Origin of the sequence: Aliisedimentitalea scapharcae, from assembly GCF_045277565.1 — a bacterium.
GTDB classification, from domain to species: domain Bacteria; phylum Pseudomonadota; class Alphaproteobacteria; order Rhodobacterales; family Rhodobacteraceae; genus Aliisedimentitalea; species Aliisedimentitalea scapharcae.
In genome coordinates this window covers 2807804-2821780 of record NZ_CP123584.1, presented here as the reverse complement: position 1 = coordinate 2821780, position 13977 = coordinate 2807804, and the positions used below count along the sequence as shown (strand labels likewise).

Here is a 13977-nt window from a genome sequence, read left to right as displayed (position 1 = left end):
CTTCCTTGGATACACGTTTTATGGCTTTGGCGCTGTCCTTGGGGCGGCGCGGCCAAGGCAATTGTTGGCCTAATCCGGCTGTTGGTTGCGTCATTGTTAAAGATGGCTGCATTGTTGGGCGGGGCTGGACCCAACCCGGCGGACGCCCACATGCCGAACCAATGGCGCTGGCCCAGGCCGGGGAACAAGCGCGTGGGGCGACTGTCTATGTCACATTGGAACCCTGTTCGCACCAGGGACAGACACCCCCCTGTGTGCAGGCTTTGATTGAAGCAGGGGTGGCCCGCGTCGTGGCCGCCATCGAAGACAGTGATCCGCGCGTTGCTGGTCAGGGATTCGAGATGCTGCGCAGGCATGGGATCGAGGTCAATGCAGGTGTAATGGCGGATCAGGCCGCGCGGGATCACGCCGGATTTTTCTTCAAGACAGAACAAGGCCGCCCGTTGGTCACGCTCAAGCTCGCAACCAGCTTTGATGGTCGGATCGCGACCGGAACCGGAGAAAGCAAATGGATCACCGGACCACAGGCCCGGCGCACGGTTCACGCCATGCGGGCCCGCCATGATGCGGTGATGGTTGGAGCCGGTACGGTGCGGGCGGATGATCCGTCATTGACCGTGCGGGATATGGGTGTTGATCGCCAACCGCATCGCGTTGTGGTCTCGCGGCATCTGGACTTGCCTCTGATGAGCCAACTGGCCCGGACAGCCCGGGACGTTCCCCTGTGGCTGTGCCATGGGGCAGGGGCCGATGTCGAACGCCTGCGGGCCTGGGAAGGTTTGGGCGCGACTCTGGTGCCCTGCGGTGTGCGGGGCGTACAGCTGAACCCGGTGGATGTGTTGCAACAATTGGGGCAGGTGGGCATGACCCGTGTCTTCTGCGAAGGCGGTGGTGCGTTGGCTGCGTCGCTGCTGGCCAATGATCTGGTTGATGAGTTGATCGGTTTTACCGCCGGTGTCGCCATCGGTGCCGAAGGGCTGCCCGGGATCGGTGCGCTGGGTTTGGGGCGGTTGGCCGAGGCACCGCGGTTTGATCTGGTCGAGACACGGAATTTGGGCGGGGACGTCATGCACCGCTGGACACGCAAGCTGCGCTAAGCGCGGCTGCGCGTCACCGCCAGAGGTGGGCATAGGTCGCGAACAGGCCCTGAAGTTTCGACAGGCTGCGGTTGATCCAACCGGGGTGGGGGATTTTGCCCTGTTGCAGGCGGTCGATGGCGACTTCGACTGTACAGGGCAGGCCGGTCACCGGATCCAAATAGCGCGGATAGTCAATCAATGCAGCGTGTACCAATCCGGCCAGCGTTGGGTGCGCGCGGCGTCTGTCGGGCGTTTCGCTGTAATCCCGCGTCAATCCCCAACCCGCATAGAATGGCACACCCAATGTGGTGACCTTGATCCCGCGCAGCAGCGCTTCGAACCCGATAAGCGACGTCATCGTCCACACTTCGTCGACCTGTTCCAACAGCGAAACCGGGTCGCTGTGTGTGGCAACGACATCTGCCAGGTCCCGGGCATCAATTGCGCCTGTTCTCAACCCGGCTTCGACGTCTGGGTGAGGTTTATAGATCAGAATGGCATCCGGGTTGGCTGTGCGCACGGCTTGGAGCAGCCCCAGATTGGTGCAGATATCCGTGGTTCCGGTTTTGATCGACGCGTCATCTTCGACTTGGCCGGGGACAAGAATGCGATGGCCGGTTGGCAAATCGGGCAGGTCGCCGCCCAGATTGTATTTGCTCAATTGTGCTGAGGTCAGAATGTGGATCAACTGGTCTGCCCGCGCCTGTTGGCTGGCGGACAGAGTGGCGCGCCGGATGATCCAGCGTTCGAGATCGCTGGGACAGGTTGGGTCATAATAGATCCCCTGGGAGTCTGTCACCAGTGACAACGGGGGAACCAGTTCGGCACCCAAACCGCGCGACCGCAAAAAACCGTCTTCGACCTGGACAGTCCCGGTGGGCTGACCATCAGCCTTTCCTGCCCAGACCATATGCGGGATGTCCGTGGTCGTAGGCGGGTTTTCGGTGAACGCTATGCGTTTGTTGCGGCCAAAGAACGTTTGCAGTGGCTTGCGCTTCCACAGGCGCATACCGCTGGCTGTCCATCCCCTGTGGTCCTGTCGCCATGCGCGGGCCTGGCTTTCCAATGCGCCCAGAGCCTGTTCAAAGGTGCCCAACCGGTCATCATGGGGGTCATACCATTGCGGATACAGGATCATCGCGGCTGCGAACAATTGTGCGCGGGTCAGCGATCTTTGGCGTCTGGTCAGGGGGAACTCGTCCTGGGTCAGCCCCCATCCCGCATAAAACGGTTGTCCGAACACCCGGGGCTTGTGGCCGGCCAGAATGGCTTCGAACCCCATTTGTGACGAAACGGTATACACCCCGACTGCGCCGTCCATTAGAGCCCAGGGGCTGATGGGATCGCTGAGGAAGAACACCCGGTCATTTTGGTCCGTGGTTTCAAAATACCCGTGGCGATAGCCCTGTTGGCTTTCGGGGTGGGTTTTGATCACGATCGGGGTACCTGGGTGTTCTTCCTGGGCAAAGACCAGCATTTCCAGAAAACGACCGCGATCCGCCTTGCTGGCGCGCACCGACGCATCGCCAAAAGTCTGGTCAACCACCAGAACATACCCCGGTTCAGGCGCAGGCAGATCGGGATCAAAGCCGGAATACTTGCTCAGATGTGCCTCGCGGATCCGTTCGATTCCGGCCCGCGCGCGATTGAGCAGGACAGCGTCGTCCAGCGGGTGAGAGGCCAGAAGCCGTTCCAGATCCGACGGGTGTGCCGGGTCGAAATGCACCCCGGATGTGTCCAGCAACAGGCCAAGCGGCGGTTCGCCGGCGCGACCGGGATGCAGGGAGCGCAAGAACGCATCTTCGACCCTGAGCAGGGAGGCGTTGCGTTTGGAGGCGACGGCCAATCCGCGATGCGCAGTGGGGCTGTTGCCCCAGATACCGACCAGATCATCCTGTTGGGGCAAACCCAAAGAAATCTTGTAGCCGGACAGGGCGAGGATCCGACGCGCCCGGCGTTGGGTCAAAAAACCGCCGTTATAAACAAAAAGCCGGGAGCCGTGGCGCCCGGCTCCCGGTGTGTCATTTGGCCGACGCATAGGGTCGGTCATGGATCAGCTGCCAGAGAGTGTTGCAACGTTGGACAATGGCGTCAGAGTACCTGTGACAAGCGACAGCGTCTTGGTCCACTGTGCATAGGGCGCTTCGGTCACATACAATGTGTCGTCGTCGCGGATCACAAAATCACGGGCCAGAAACAGGCCATTGGGTTCGGTCAGATTCAGCACATAGATCAGACGTTGTGCCCCCTGAAGGTCATCACGTCCCAACACCTGACCGGCGATTTCTGCGGCTTCGTTGCGAAAGATGAACACGCCCGTCGGATCCGACGACAGCGACAGCAATCCGCCAACCTGTGCGATGGCTTCCAGTGCCGACAGGTCCTGGGATTCAAACGGGACGACCGACTGCGTGCTTGTGGCACCCAGCGAGGTGAACGACCGGGTGTCCTGTTCGACCAAAATCCGGTCACCATTGCGCAAGGCGATGTCGAGTTCCGGGTGATCAAAGAGATCCTGGAACCAGATCTTGCCCTGCTGGTCGCCACGGGTCACGGTGACCTGTGCAATTTCGGGTGCAATCGTCACGCCTCCGGCCTGAGCCAGCATCGTGGCCAAGGTCCGCGTCGGGCGTTCGATTGGCAGGTTGCCTTGTATTCCGATGGCACCTGTCAGGCTGACGGTCGCACCGTCACCGGCAGACCGACGCACTTCGACCTGTGGGTCGGGTGTCTGATCTTCGAGCTTGGTGGTGATCATCTCGCGCAGTTGGTTCGGGGTGTTGCCCGCGGCACGCAGACGCCCGGCGTAGGGCACAAAGATATACCCGGCGTCGTCCACCTGAACTTCCAACACCGAATTGGGAGTTTCGCGGGTCAACAGCCCATCATCGACGTTTTCCCAGATTGTCAGCCCCAGGATGTCGCCGGGGCGGATCAGGTCAGCGGCCAGTCGGCTGGCGCTCTTGAACGAGTCCGAAAACCCCAGCGCCGGGACAACCGCCGTGGCGCGGGTTACGCGATCATTGACGGCAACGACAAATGCGTCGCCTTCCTTTTGTACGGATCCTGCAAAGATCTCGCGTTTGTTCGGGCCAACGCGAGGCAACCCACAAGAGGCCGCGATGCTCAGCGCAGCCAGAAAAGCGATGGGACGCACCCACCGATGTCTAACGGAATTCACTGCTCGGTCTCCTCGACCTGTTATTGTTCTGCCTGTTTTTCAGGTAAGCTAGCTGAAATATCCGGGAAAATCCAGTCTTTGTGCCGGTTCCCTTTAGTTGATCACGCGCAACTGTTGCCGTGGTGCTGCTGTGCCTGATTTCAGCGCATCATAGGGGTCATCATCCGACAGCATCATGTCCACGACCTGGCGCAACAATTGCCGCCGCCCGCTGCGGGAATAGAAACCGCCGGGCACCTGGCTGGTTTCGAGCAAATAGCGGCGGTAATCCTTGTAAGCGCGTGCATCTGGGCGATTGGCACCGGCAAAAAAGTCCCGGAGGGCCTGAGCCGAGACAAATTCGGGCTTGCTGTAAACGGCCGCGCCGAAGGTTTTTAGCGGGATGCCGCGCCACAACACCTGTTGTCCGGCTGTGGAATTGACGGTGACGGCGGTGCGGGCTTCGTTCAACAGGGCTGCCAGCTTGCCGCCACGCACATAGTGGACCCGTCCGACCAGCCCATGCTGACGGGCCAGGCGTTTGACTTCGCTGCGCACCGGCACGCGGCCATCTTCCAGCGGATGTGCCTTGACCACCAGATGATGATGGCGGGGAGCTCCATTGGCAAACCCTTCAAAGATTTCCGCCAGAAAATCGGTCATGGAGGCAAAGGGGGAATGCATCTGAAACGAGCTGTCATGTTCAAGTTGCAACAGCGCCAGATGATAGGGAAACCCGCCATTTCGAATGCGCCACGTCGCCAGCCGGCGGTCGATGGCCTGGGCGGGCATCAGCAGCAACCGTTGCAGGTACAGTTTGAATTCCTTGGTTACGGTCAGCGCACGGTGAGGGCGGAAATTCTTGTAGTCGCCGTTTCGGAACATGACAAACCAATGATACAGAGCCCCATAAAAAACGTGGTGGCGCATATCGCCCCAATGGGACGGGGGCATGGGGGCTTCCATGTCCGAAAGCTCAAGCGCGGTGCGCATTTCATCGACGGACATGCCCATCAGCCGCGAGTTGCCGTTGCTGCCGTCGCGTTCGTAGGTCACCCAATAGGGACGCATGTACCCCTCTTCGAAGACATGAACACGAATGCCGCGCGCGCGGGCGATCTCGATTGCCTGGGCGTGGATGGGCCGGGTGTCGCCATAGAGAACAATATCGGTGACATGGCGTTGATTGTAGAGCTCTGCCACGGTGTGAGGCCAGTCTTCCAGCGTACCGCGATAGGGAATATATGTGGACGGGGTGAACCAAAAGGCCCGATCCCCGGCATTGAAACCCACACGCCAAACCTGACATCCCGCAGCCTGTAACTGTTTGGCCAGACCGTGAAAATACGGTCCGTGGGGGCCTTGCAGGAACAGGAAGACCCGGGAGGTTTGCGATTGGCTGGTCATAGGGTCACTCATAATGAGACAAGTTTACTTGTGATTTTATTAATTCACCAGTTGGGCAAAACTATGACCCGCCCAGGATCGCAGGACGATGTGGGGGGATCGGGCAGCGGGGCTCTGGACGCGATCAGGGCTTGTCGCTGGCGTCGGGGCTGGATACCTGTGGGCAGAAGAGATTTTACGACTGGAAAGGGCGCGACCATGTTCACGGGCATCATCACCGATATCGGTACACTTGTTGAGCTGGAACAGGCCGGCGATCTGCGGGCGCGGATCCAAACCGGATATGACACCAACGGCATTGATTTGGGCGCGTCGATTGCGTCGGACGGTGTTTGTCTGACGGTGATCTCATTGGGGGAGGATTGGTATGATGTGCAGATCAGCGCCGAAACCGTGTCCAAGACCAATCTGAACGACTGGAGTGTTGGCAAGCGGGTCAACCTGGAACGTGCGTTAAAGGTCGGCGACGAGCTGGGCGGTCATATCGTGTCGGGCCACGTGGACGGTGTCGCCGAGGTGGTCGCCATGCGTGACGAAGGCGATAGCACCAGAGTGACCCTGCGCGCGCCCGCCGATCTGGCGCGGTTCATCGCGCCCAAGGGATCGGTGGCCCTGAATGGCACCTCGTTGACGGTGAACGAGGTGGACGGATGTGATTTTGGTATCAATTTCATTCCCCATACCAAGGATGTGACCACCTGGGGGTCCGTGCAGATTGGCGATCGGATCAATCTGGAAATCGACACGCTGGCCCGCTATGTGGCGCGCCTGGCCGAAGCTGGATAACACCGGGCAATCGTCAGGACAGGACCGGCGGGGCTCCCGCCCCAAAACACCGCATCCGAGATGCGGTGTTTTGCGTTGGGCCGCGCGCCTTTGGCGTTGCCCACGCAGAGGCGCGGGCAACGCCAAAGGCGTCACCACATATCCCCAACCGTATAGCCATGGGGAAACGGGTCTGTCGGGTCGAGCGTCCAGTTTGCGGTGCCATGGATCCAGCCCTGACCGGAAAGGGTGGGGACAATGGCCGGGTAGGGGCCCACGTTGGTGGTTTCGACAATACGTCCGGTGAAGGTGGTGCCCAGCGGGCCGGCGTTGACATAGTCCTGACCGACCCCAAGTTGGCCGCGCGCGTGCAGCACCGCCATCTTGGCGCAGGTTCCTGTCCCACAGGGGGACCGGTCGAGAATGCCCGAGGCCTCCTGTGGGCGGGCCGGGTCGAAATCGCCGGTTGAAATGGTGATGGCACCGCGCCCATGTGTGCCGGTCGCCACGGGTGCGCCGTACATATTGGTGATGGTCGGGCCGGTGATATCGGGATTGTCGGGGTGGCGCACGGGCAGTTGTTCGGCCGCAGCATGGCGGATCGCCTCGGATATGCGTACAATTTCGCTACCATTGTTGGCCTCTAGCGACACGCCGATCCGATCCGCATCCGTCAGGACAAAGAACATGCCGCCCCAGGCCACATCGACTGTCACGCTGCCCAGCCCAGGAACCTCGACCACAGCGTCCAGATGCACGGCAAAGGCCGGGACATTGAGAAATTCGACGCGGGTGACCTTGCCGTCCTGACAGGTGGCGCGCACCTTGATCAGCCCGGCGGGAGCTTCGAGCGTCAGGTCTGTCACCGGCTCGATCATCGGCAGCACCCCGGTTTCCAGCAACACGGTCACAACACAGATCGTGTTGGACCCCGACATGGGCGGGTATTCTGTTTGCTCGAATATGATGAACCCCATGTCGGCCTCGGGATGGCAGGGGGGGACGATGGCATTACAGCACAGCCCGGGATTGCCGCGTGGCTCTCGCAGCATTTGCAGGCGGATATCGTCGTGATTTCGCGCCATGTCCTGCATTTTTGCAAAGACGCTGTTGCCGCGCAGATGCGGCATGCCGCCAGTGATGACGCGGCCCGGTTCGCCTTCGGCGTGGGCCTCGACGGCCTGAATCATGCGAGAGATGCGCATGGGTGTTCCTTTCGAACAGGGGTAAAGTGTTGCGCCCAAGTGAGCCATGACTCGAACGCCGCGTCTAGCCCCCCGGGTGCCGTTTGCAGGGCTGGCATTTGCGTGCGGCTTGGTCTATCCCGGCGGGTGAAACTTGCCCCCGCAACCGCTCAGCGAAAGGCTGCCCTCATGAGCTTTGAAACCCCCGGTCCTGTCGAAGCCGGTCTGCGTGCCGAGATCAGCCCCATTGAAGAGGTTATCGAGGACGCCCGCCAAGGTAAGATGTTCATTCTGGTCGATCACGAAGACCGCGAGAATGAAGGCGATCTGGTGATCCCGTCCAGCTGTGCGACACCGGATGCAATCAACTTCATGGCGACCCATGGGCGTGGGCTGATCTGTCTGACCCTGCCGGCGGAACGGATCGAAGAGCTGGGCCTGCCAATGATGGCGATGAACAATTCATCGCGCCATGAAACCGCATTCACCGTGTCGATCGAGGCCCGCGAGGGCGTCAGTACAGGGATTTCCGCCGCTGACCGGGCTCTGACTGTTGCCACCGCCATCAACCCCCAAAACACATCCGCCGATATTGCAACGCCGGGCCATGTGTTCCCGCTGCGCGCCCGTCGTGGCGGTGTTCTGGTCCGGGCCGGTCACACCGAAGCGGGCTGTGATGTGGCGCGTTTGGCCGGGCATTACCCGTCGTCGGTGATTTGCGAGATCATGAAGGAAGACGGCACGATGGCACGTCTGCCGGATCTGCTGGAATATGCAGCCAAACATGACCTGAAAATCGGCACCATCTCTGACCTGATCACCTATCGGTCGCGCAACGACAACCTGGTGGTGGAAACGGGCCGCAGCTCTGTCAATTCCGAATTCGGCGGCGAATGGGAAATGCGGATCTTTACCGATCAGACCCACGGTGTTGAACATGTTGTGCTGGTCAAAGGCGACATCACCACACCAGAACCGGTACTGTGTCGGACCCATGCGCTGCACGAAGCCAGCGATATCTTGGGGCTGGGCCCGAAATCGGCCCGTGAATTGCCCCGGGCAATGGAGTTGATCGGCGCAGAGGGACGCGGCGTGGTCTGTCTGTTCCGTGAACCCCGCCATTCGCTGTATGCGCCGGACGACGAAGGCCCGCGCACCATCAAGCAGACCGGCCTGGGTGCTCAAATCCTGTCCAAGATGGGCCTGCATGAGCTGGAGCTTCTGACTGATTCCCCTGAAACACGCTATCTGGGACTGGACGCCTTTGGGCTGACCATCTCCGGCACGCGTCCCATCCTGTCGGAGGACTAAGACATGGCTGGATCTGAAACCCATTACACGCTGCCACGCGCGGAATTCGACAAACCGGTCAAGCTGTTGATCGTTGTCGCGCCGTATTACAAGGATATCGCAGACAATCTGGTCGCCGGAGCCAAGGCCGAAATCGAAGCGGCAGGCGGAACCTGGGAACTGGTCGAAGTGCCGGGTGCCTTGGAAGTGCCCACCGCGATTTCGATTGCGGATCGGACGTCGAATTTCGACGGGTTTGTTGCCCTTGGCTGTGTCATTCGCGGTGAAACCACCCACTATGACACTGTTTGCAACGACAGCAGCCGCGCCATCCAGTTGATGGGACTGCAAGGCCTGTACATCGGCAACGGCATCCTGACCGTGGAAAACCGGCCTCAGGCCGAAGTGCGCGCAGATCCTGGCGAGATGAACAAAGGTGGCGGCGCGGCTGCTGCGGCCTTGCATCTGATTGCTTTGGGGCGTAAGTGGGGCGCCCAGACCAAGGGTGTTGGTTTCAAGGCACCCAGCGAGGCCATTCAACTGGCCACTTCAGATAACGGACCCACCACCGCATGACCACCTCAGGCAGCCAGAGCGCGCCCCTTTCGGGCAATCAGAAACGCAAGATGAAATCGGCGGCGCGGCTTTATGCCGTGCAGGCCTTGTTCCAGATGGAACAAGGGGGCCAGACCATGGACCGGGTCATTGTCGAGTTTCTGGATCACCGCTTTGGCGCTGTTTACGAGGACGACGAGATGCAGGAAGGCGACGTTGACCTGTTTCGCAAACTGGTGGGCGATGCCGTGAACTATCAGGCGGTTGTTGACCAGATGACCGACCGGGCTCTGGTGGCAAAATGGCCCATCGGGCGCATTGATTCCACCCTGCGCGCGCTGTTTCGCGCTGCGGGGGCGGAATTGACGCAATCTGCAACACCGCCCAAGGTGGTGATTTCGGAGTTCGTGGATATTGCCAGCGCATTTTATCCCGATGGCAAAGAGTCCAAATTTGTCAACGCCGTGCTGGATCACATGGGACGCGAAGCCAAGCCGGACGCCTTTTGATCCGGCTTTTGGCTGCCTGTAATTTGCACCAGCTCTGTCGTATCTGACGCCCCCTGGAACAAGGTGGCCCCTGGTGTATGCAAAGGGCGGTGCTGGCAGCCGCCAATTGGGCACCCAATGGCGCCGGGGGTCTATTCGGAACCGATCTCCAGTTCGAGCGACCGACCGTCGCCCTTGCCATAGCTCATACGCAACCGGTCACCGGCGATTTCGATCAGCAGGCATTTCTGGTCGCTTTTGGTTTCGTTCACGATCAGGCTACGACAGTAATATCCATCCTCCCAGGTCCAGCTGCCGTGATACTGGCCGATGTTCTGCATTTCTCCACGCGTGGTTCCATCCGCCAGAATGCGTGTTTCACCGGTCGACCAGCGCAGGGTCTTCCCAACCACATGGGCGGCAAAATCCGCCGCGGTTTCGATTGTCCGATAATCTTGGGCGACGGCGGCGGTCGGACTCAAAAGGGCCAACGCAACCAGGGCGGTTCTGAGATCTGCAAAATGTGTCATGCTGCGATCCTGCGCTGGAAAGTCACAGGACGCCAGCCCCCCGACTGCATGTCTGTATTGCCCGTTGCACATAGGATGGGCCCGTCGGCAGAAAATGGCGCAAAACATAGTGTTTCCTCTCGGTTGGCACTGGACGCGAGGCCGCAGAGTGCTACCCTTTTGGCAACGATCCTTGGAGACATAAGAAATGCCCGCGTTGATCAAGCTTTATATCCGAAATGTGTTGATTGGTTTTGCCATAGCCGCCGCGTTTGTGGCGATGCTGTTGTGGTTCAATGTGATGAACCTGTGGTCGCTGGTGTCGACCTCTGATCAGGGAGCGCTGGCCGTGTTCATTCTGTGGTTCATGAACGGCATCGTGTTTGCCGGGGTGCAATTCGCCTATGCCATCATGTCGCTGGCCGAAAAGAGCACCGGACCGCGCGGCGGCACACCGATCGCGCATCAGTTTGAACCGATCCCTGTGCAGGCCGAGGCGCATAAATCCGGGCAGGACAGACACCTGAACCGTCGCTGAGACGGGGCATTTTCCACATCGAAACCGCCGACCCTGTGTTGGCGGTTTTTTGTTGCGATAAAGGTGAAATTGACCGCCGGCATTGATCTGAGACCGAATAAGGCAGGGCTGTGCGGCTGGCAGGGTTCGGGTCAGATCTGGCCCAAGCCCAACACACGCGCAGGTTTGCGGTGGTTGGGAGAAAAGTGTGACGGGACCACCAGACAACCGTGCGGTGTTTATCCCCGAGGACCTGTATGTACAGGTGGGCGCCAGGTAACTGGACCAGGATCCAGGCAGAGCCAGCTCCCTCGGAATTGCTTAAGGCCACCGGAATGTACCCGTCCACAAGAAGGGCAGAACCCGTCACTGGTCTTAGTTAGGGGGTGAGACCGTCGGGGGCAAGGGGAGTGCCGGTTTATTTCAAAGTTCGTGCATCCGAAGCAGGAACCCATGCCAGCCCTTGTCGAGCGCAAGCACCAAACCGAATCCATCCGCGCCGGCGGGCAGGCCCGAATGTTCCAGGCTCAGACGGGTTCCGCCAATCGCCGGTTCCAGCCGCCATTCTACCGTGGTCATCACCCCATCCAACGGGCCAACCGTAAAGCTCCAACGCATATAGTGGGTCGGTTGCATGTCTTCGACCCGCCCCCAGCACATGCGGTCCCCGCCGGGTCCATCGGTCAGCGTGAAATCTGCACCCTGGCTCAGATCCTCGGTTGCAGGATGAAACCATTTTCCCATCAATGTGGCCTGGGTCAGGTGGTCCCAGACCGTTTGCGGGTCGGCCTTGAGATAAACGGATTTCTGTAGGATTGGGTCAGTCATCGGAAAGTCCTTTTTGTTCAATGGTGGCTTTCAGGCCGGACAGCTTGTCGTCCCAGAACTGGTCGAACCAGACCAGCCAGTTCAGCACCGGGCGCAACCCTTCGGGGTGCAGGCTGTTGATCCGTTCGCGCCCGCGGGGGTACGAGCGGATCAGCCCGCCTTCCTCGAGAACGACGAGGTGCTTTTTTACCGCCGCCCGGGTCATGTCGAACTGCGCGGATACTTCGGCAACGGTCAGATCCCGGTCGCCCAGCATGTATAGAATGTCCCGCCGGGACGGGTCTGAGAGGGCTCGAAACGCCATTTGCGCCATGTCGGACATGAGGTGCCTCATTTGTGATACCGTTTGGTTTCATGAATAATTAGATACCAAAAGGTATCATGTCAAGAAGCGATTTCCACTTGAAATTTGTTCATGAATTGTTCACCCTATCTGCCATGACCCATATCGCGACCCAACCTGTGCCACAGGGCTTGCAACCTGGACAGAAATTGGCCCGTGGCGTGGCGCGCCACATGCGGGCGCTTGGCTATGCGACGCTCGAGGAATTTGTGCCCGAACGGGGATTGAGGGTGGATGTGATTGCGTTGGGGCCCAAGGGCGACATCTGGATTGTCGAATGCAAATCCAGTCGTGTCGATTTCCAGACAGATTCAAAATGGCAGGGGTATCTGGATTGGTGTGACCGGTTTTTCTGGGCTGTGGATTTGGAATTTCCAACCGAACTGTTGCCCCCGGAAACCGGGCTGATCATTGCGGATGCTTATGACGCAGAACTGATCCGGATGCCGGGCGAAGACAAACTGGCCCCGGCGCGGCGCAAAAAGCTGGTGCATAAATTCGCAACTGATGCTGCGCGCCGGTTGCACAGCCTGCGGGACCCCCGACCGGGGAAGGATGGGGTGTTCTTGTCCGACACAATCGAGGTTACGCAAACACAGAGCTGATCATTCGTTGACCATCCGGGCGGCCATGGCGGCGGCGCGAATTTCGTCAGCAATTTCCTCGGCTTCCTCGGGATCAAAATCCATCGGAATTTCAACACCATCCGCTTCGATGAAGATCCGTACCATGCCCTGATCGGTTGGGCCGATTTGCATGTTGGCCTGGATTTCGCGTTCGGTATTGATGCTCATTTCAGTTCTCCCCTGATATTTCAGGGTGGCTACAGCGCTTGCGGGCGAAAATCAAGCGCAGGGGGATGGCCCTGTTCAGCAAAGTGAAGCTGACTTACGTTGTCAGTATGTCGGAAATCAGCTTTCGCCGATTCGTCCCCACGGATGCGCAATGGGTCGTCGCCCGTCACGCAGACCTTTATGCGCGCGATGAAGGATTCGATGACACCTTTGGCGCTGTCGTCGGGGAAATCATTGCCGACTTCTGTCGGTCGCATGACCCGCTTTGTGAACAGGGATGGATTGCGGAAACACAAGGTCAACGGATCGGCTGTATCTTTTGTGTGCGCCATACCGACACGATTGCCAAGCTGCGCCTGTTCCTGTTGACACCCGAAGCGCGGGGGCGTGGCGTTGGGAAACAGTTGCTACAGCGGTGCATGGCATACGCCAAGACTGCCGGATACAGCGAAATGACGCTCTGGACGCATGAAAGTCATCGGGCTGCCTGTGCGCTTTATGCCGCCTTTGGCTGGCAGCTTGTCGATAGCAGGCCAGTCCATTCATTTGGCGTTGATCTGGTCGAACAAACTTGGAAAGTTCTGTTATAATCCTCTTGCACTCGGTCTTTTGGTTGGCTAAATGAGCCCCAAGTGCCGCCTTAGCTCAGTAGGTTAGAGCGCTGGATTGTGGATCCAGAGGTCCCCTGTTCAAGCCAGGGAGGCGGTACCAAATCACCAGTTTTTGACACGGGAAGTGCCGCCGCTGTTTTCGGGGCAACGCTGCGCGAGCTATGCGTTTGGTTCCGATGGGTCGACCAGTATCGTCGGATTCGTCAACGGGATTTCGCGACACCTGTGTGCGACCCTGCGCGTGTCGGTTCGGTACCCATGTTGGGCGGTGTGTCCCGGTTGATCGCAATATGAGAAACGGGTGGAAGCCTCGGGCCAACGGCTCAGGGGGCAGGCCGACGATGGCGGTTCGGGTGGCTTCCAGTCATCACATCCATCGCGGACCACGTTTCGGGAGCGCCGAGTTCCGGATATCGGGACACCAAGTGCATTAAGTTTCGGCAGTAG

At 59.5% G+C, this 13977-nt stretch carries 16 protein-coding genes and 1 tRNA gene; 9 read left to right on the top strand and 8 right to left on the bottom strand.

Translation table 11 applies throughout. The features are described from left to right. Positions 1-5: 5 nt before the first annotated feature. Positions 6-1097 (top strand): bifunctional diaminohydroxyphosphoribosylaminopyrimidine deaminase/5-amino-6-(5-phosphoribosylamino)uracil reductase RibD, encoded by a 1092-nt coding sequence (ribD, locus tag QEZ52_RS13265; RefSeq protein ID WP_406644839.1) that lies wholly within the window; start codon positions 6-8, stop codon positions 1095-1097. A gap of 13 nt (positions 1098-1110) precedes the next feature. Here ribD and QEZ52_RS13260 read toward each other — a convergent pair whose 3' ends face one another. From QEZ52_RS13260 to QEZ52_RS13250, 3 genes are all read right to left on the bottom strand, one after another. Beyond that, entirely contained in the window at positions 1111-3129 is a 2019-nt protein-coding gene (locus QEZ52_RS13260) for a capsular polysaccharide biosynthesis protein (RefSeq protein WP_406644838.1), read from the bottom strand. A 3-nt stretch (positions 3130-3132) separates the two neighbouring features. After that, positions 3133-4260 (bottom strand): polysaccharide biosynthesis/export family protein, encoded by a 1128-nt coding sequence (locus QEZ52_RS13255; RefSeq protein ID WP_406644837.1) that lies wholly within the window; start codon positions 4258-4260, stop codon positions 3133-3135. 93 nt (positions 4261-4353) lie between these two features. After that, on the bottom strand, positions 4354-5646 hold the full coding sequence (locus QEZ52_RS13250; protein ID WP_406644836.1) for a capsule biosynthesis protein: 1293 nt from the start codon (positions 5644-5646) through the stop codon (positions 4354-4356). Between the two features lie 198 nt (positions 5647-5844). On the opposite strand from QEZ52_RS13250, the gene QEZ52_RS13245 reads away from it, so the two are divergent. Next, positions 5845-6432: a riboflavin synthase gene (locus tag QEZ52_RS13245; protein ID WP_406644834.1), complete on the top strand. Its 588-nt coding sequence runs from the start codon at positions 5845-5847 to the stop codon at positions 6430-6432. Between the two features lie 131 nt (positions 6433-6563). Here the strand turns inward: QEZ52_RS13245 and QEZ52_RS13240 are convergent, their stop codons facing one another. Then, positions 6564-7616, bottom strand: a complete 1053-nt coding sequence (locus QEZ52_RS13240; RefSeq protein ID WP_406644833.1) for a proline racemase family protein — start codon at positions 7614-7616, stop codon at positions 6564-6566. Between the two features lie 168 nt (positions 7617-7784). Between QEZ52_RS13240 and ribB the strand changes: the two genes are divergently transcribed. From ribB to nusB, 3 genes are read left to right on the top strand one after another with little or no spacing between them, the layout of a single operon-like run. Then, complete coding sequence (gene ribB, locus QEZ52_RS13235; RefSeq protein WP_406644832.1) at positions 7785-8906, top strand: 3,4-dihydroxy-2-butanone-4-phosphate synthase; 1122 nt, start codon at positions 7785-7787, stop codon at positions 8904-8906. A gap of 3 nt (positions 8907-8909) precedes the next feature. Next, positions 8910-9461, top strand: a complete 552-nt coding sequence (locus tag QEZ52_RS13230) for a 6,7-dimethyl-8-ribityllumazine synthase (RefSeq protein ID WP_406644831.1) — start codon at positions 8910-8912, stop codon at positions 9459-9461. Then, positions 9458-9949, top strand: a complete 492-nt coding sequence (nusB, locus tag QEZ52_RS13225; RefSeq protein ID WP_406644830.1) for a transcription antitermination protein NusB — start codon at positions 9458-9460, stop codon at positions 9947-9949. The genes QEZ52_RS13230 and nusB overlap by 4 nt, the downstream gene beginning before the upstream one ends. Before the next feature lie 131 nt (positions 9950-10080). Here the strand turns inward: nusB and QEZ52_RS13220 are convergent, their stop codons facing one another. After that, positions 10081-10458, bottom strand: a complete 378-nt coding sequence (locus tag QEZ52_RS13220) for a hypothetical protein (RefSeq protein ID WP_406644829.1) — start codon at positions 10456-10458, stop codon at positions 10081-10083. Between the two features lie 187 nt (positions 10459-10645). On the opposite strand from QEZ52_RS13220, the gene QEZ52_RS13215 reads away from it, so the two are divergent. Continuing rightward, the gene (locus QEZ52_RS13215; protein WP_406644827.1) at positions 10646-10975 is read left to right on the top strand and encodes a hypothetical protein; all 330 of its coding nucleotides are present in this window, start codon (positions 10646-10648) and stop codon (positions 10973-10975) included. 402 nt (positions 10976-11377) lie between these two features. Here the strand turns inward: QEZ52_RS13215 and QEZ52_RS13210 are convergent, their stop codons facing one another. Next, positions 11378-11782, bottom strand: coding sequence for an SRPBCC domain-containing protein (locus QEZ52_RS13210; protein WP_406644826.1), 405 nt, complete (start codon positions 11780-11782; stop codon positions 11378-11380). Beyond that, entirely contained in the window at positions 11775-12104 is a 330-nt protein-coding gene (locus QEZ52_RS13205) for a helix-turn-helix transcriptional regulator (RefSeq protein WP_406644825.1), read from the bottom strand. Before QEZ52_RS13205 ends, QEZ52_RS13210 begins: the two co-directional genes overlap by 8 nt. A gap of 116 nt (positions 12105-12220) precedes the next feature. On the opposite strand from QEZ52_RS13205, the gene QEZ52_RS13200 reads away from it, so the two are divergent. Then, the gene (locus QEZ52_RS13200) at positions 12221-12730 is read left to right on the top strand and encodes an MmcB family DNA repair protein (RefSeq protein ID WP_406650471.1); all 510 of its coding nucleotides are present in this window, start codon (positions 12221-12223) and stop codon (positions 12728-12730) included. Here QEZ52_RS13200 and QEZ52_RS13195 read toward each other — a convergent pair whose 3' ends face one another. Beyond that, complete coding sequence (locus QEZ52_RS13195) at positions 12731-12919, bottom strand: DUF6324 family protein (RefSeq protein ID WP_406644824.1); 189 nt, start codon at positions 12917-12919, stop codon at positions 12731-12733. Between the two features lie 107 nt (positions 12920-13026). Here QEZ52_RS13195 and QEZ52_RS13190 point away from each other — a divergent pair, with 107 nt between their 5' ends. Both QEZ52_RS13190 and QEZ52_RS13185 read left to right on the top strand, forming a co-directional pair. After that, positions 13027-13509 carry a GNAT family N-acetyltransferase gene (locus QEZ52_RS13190; protein WP_406650468.1) on the top strand — a complete coding sequence of 161 codons (483 nt, stop codon included), beginning with the start codon at positions 13027-13029 and terminating at the stop codon, positions 13507-13509. Between the two features lie 44 nt (positions 13510-13553). Next, positions 13554-13630: transfer RNA gene (locus QEZ52_RS13185), tRNA-His, on the top strand. Positions 13631-13977: the final 347 nt, after the last annotated feature.

Bases quoted from the DNA above. Each gene is read 5' to 3' on its own strand.
- QEZ52_RS13260 (WP_406644838.1), bottom strand. From the start codon at position 3,129: ATGACCGACCCTATGCGTCGGCCAAATGACACACCGGGAGCCGGGCGC.
- QEZ52_RS13250 (WP_406644836.1), bottom strand. From the start codon at position 5,646: ATGACCAGCCAATCGCAAACCTCCCGGGTCTTCCTGTTCCTGCAAGGC.
- QEZ52_RS13245 (WP_406644834.1), top strand. From the start codon at position 5,845: ATGTTCACGGGCATCATCACCGATATCGGTACACTTGTTGAGCTGGAA.
- QEZ52_RS13240 (WP_406644833.1), bottom strand. From the start codon at position 7,616: ATGCGCATCTCTCGCATGATTCAGGCCGTCGAGGCCCACGCCGAAGGC.
- ribB (WP_406644832.1), top strand. From the start codon at position 7,785: ATGAGCTTTGAAACCCCCGGTCCTGTCGAAGCCGGTCTGCGTGCCGAG.
- QEZ52_RS13230 (WP_406644831.1), top strand. From the start codon at position 8,910: ATGGCTGGATCTGAAACCCATTACACGCTGCCACGCGCGGAATTCGAC.
- nusB (WP_406644830.1), top strand. From the start codon at position 9,458: ATGACCACCTCAGGCAGCCAGAGCGCGCCCCTTTCGGGCAATCAGAAA.
- QEZ52_RS13220 (WP_406644829.1), bottom strand. From the start codon at position 10,458: ATGACACATTTTGCAGATCTCAGAACCGCCCTGGTTGCGTTGGCCCTT.
- QEZ52_RS13215 (WP_406644827.1), top strand. From the start codon at position 10,646: ATGCCCGCGTTGATCAAGCTTTATATCCGAAATGTGTTGATTGGTTTT.
- QEZ52_RS13210 (WP_406644826.1), bottom strand. From the start codon at position 11,782: ATGACTGACCCAATCCTACAGAAATCCGTTTATCTCAAGGCCGACCCG.
- QEZ52_RS13205 (WP_406644825.1), bottom strand. From the start codon at position 12,104: ATGTCCGACATGGCGCAAATGGCGTTTCGAGCCCTCTCAGACCCGTCC.
- QEZ52_RS13200 (WP_406650471.1), top strand. From the start codon at position 12,221: ATGACCCATATCGCGACCCAACCTGTGCCACAGGGCTTGCAACCTGGA.
- QEZ52_RS13195 (WP_406644824.1), bottom strand. From the start codon at position 12,919: ATGAGCATCAATACCGAACGCGAAATCCAGGCCAACATGCAAATCGGC.
- QEZ52_RS13190 (WP_406650468.1), top strand. From the start codon at position 13,027: ATGTCGGAAATCAGCTTTCGCCGATTCGTCCCCACGGATGCGCAATGG.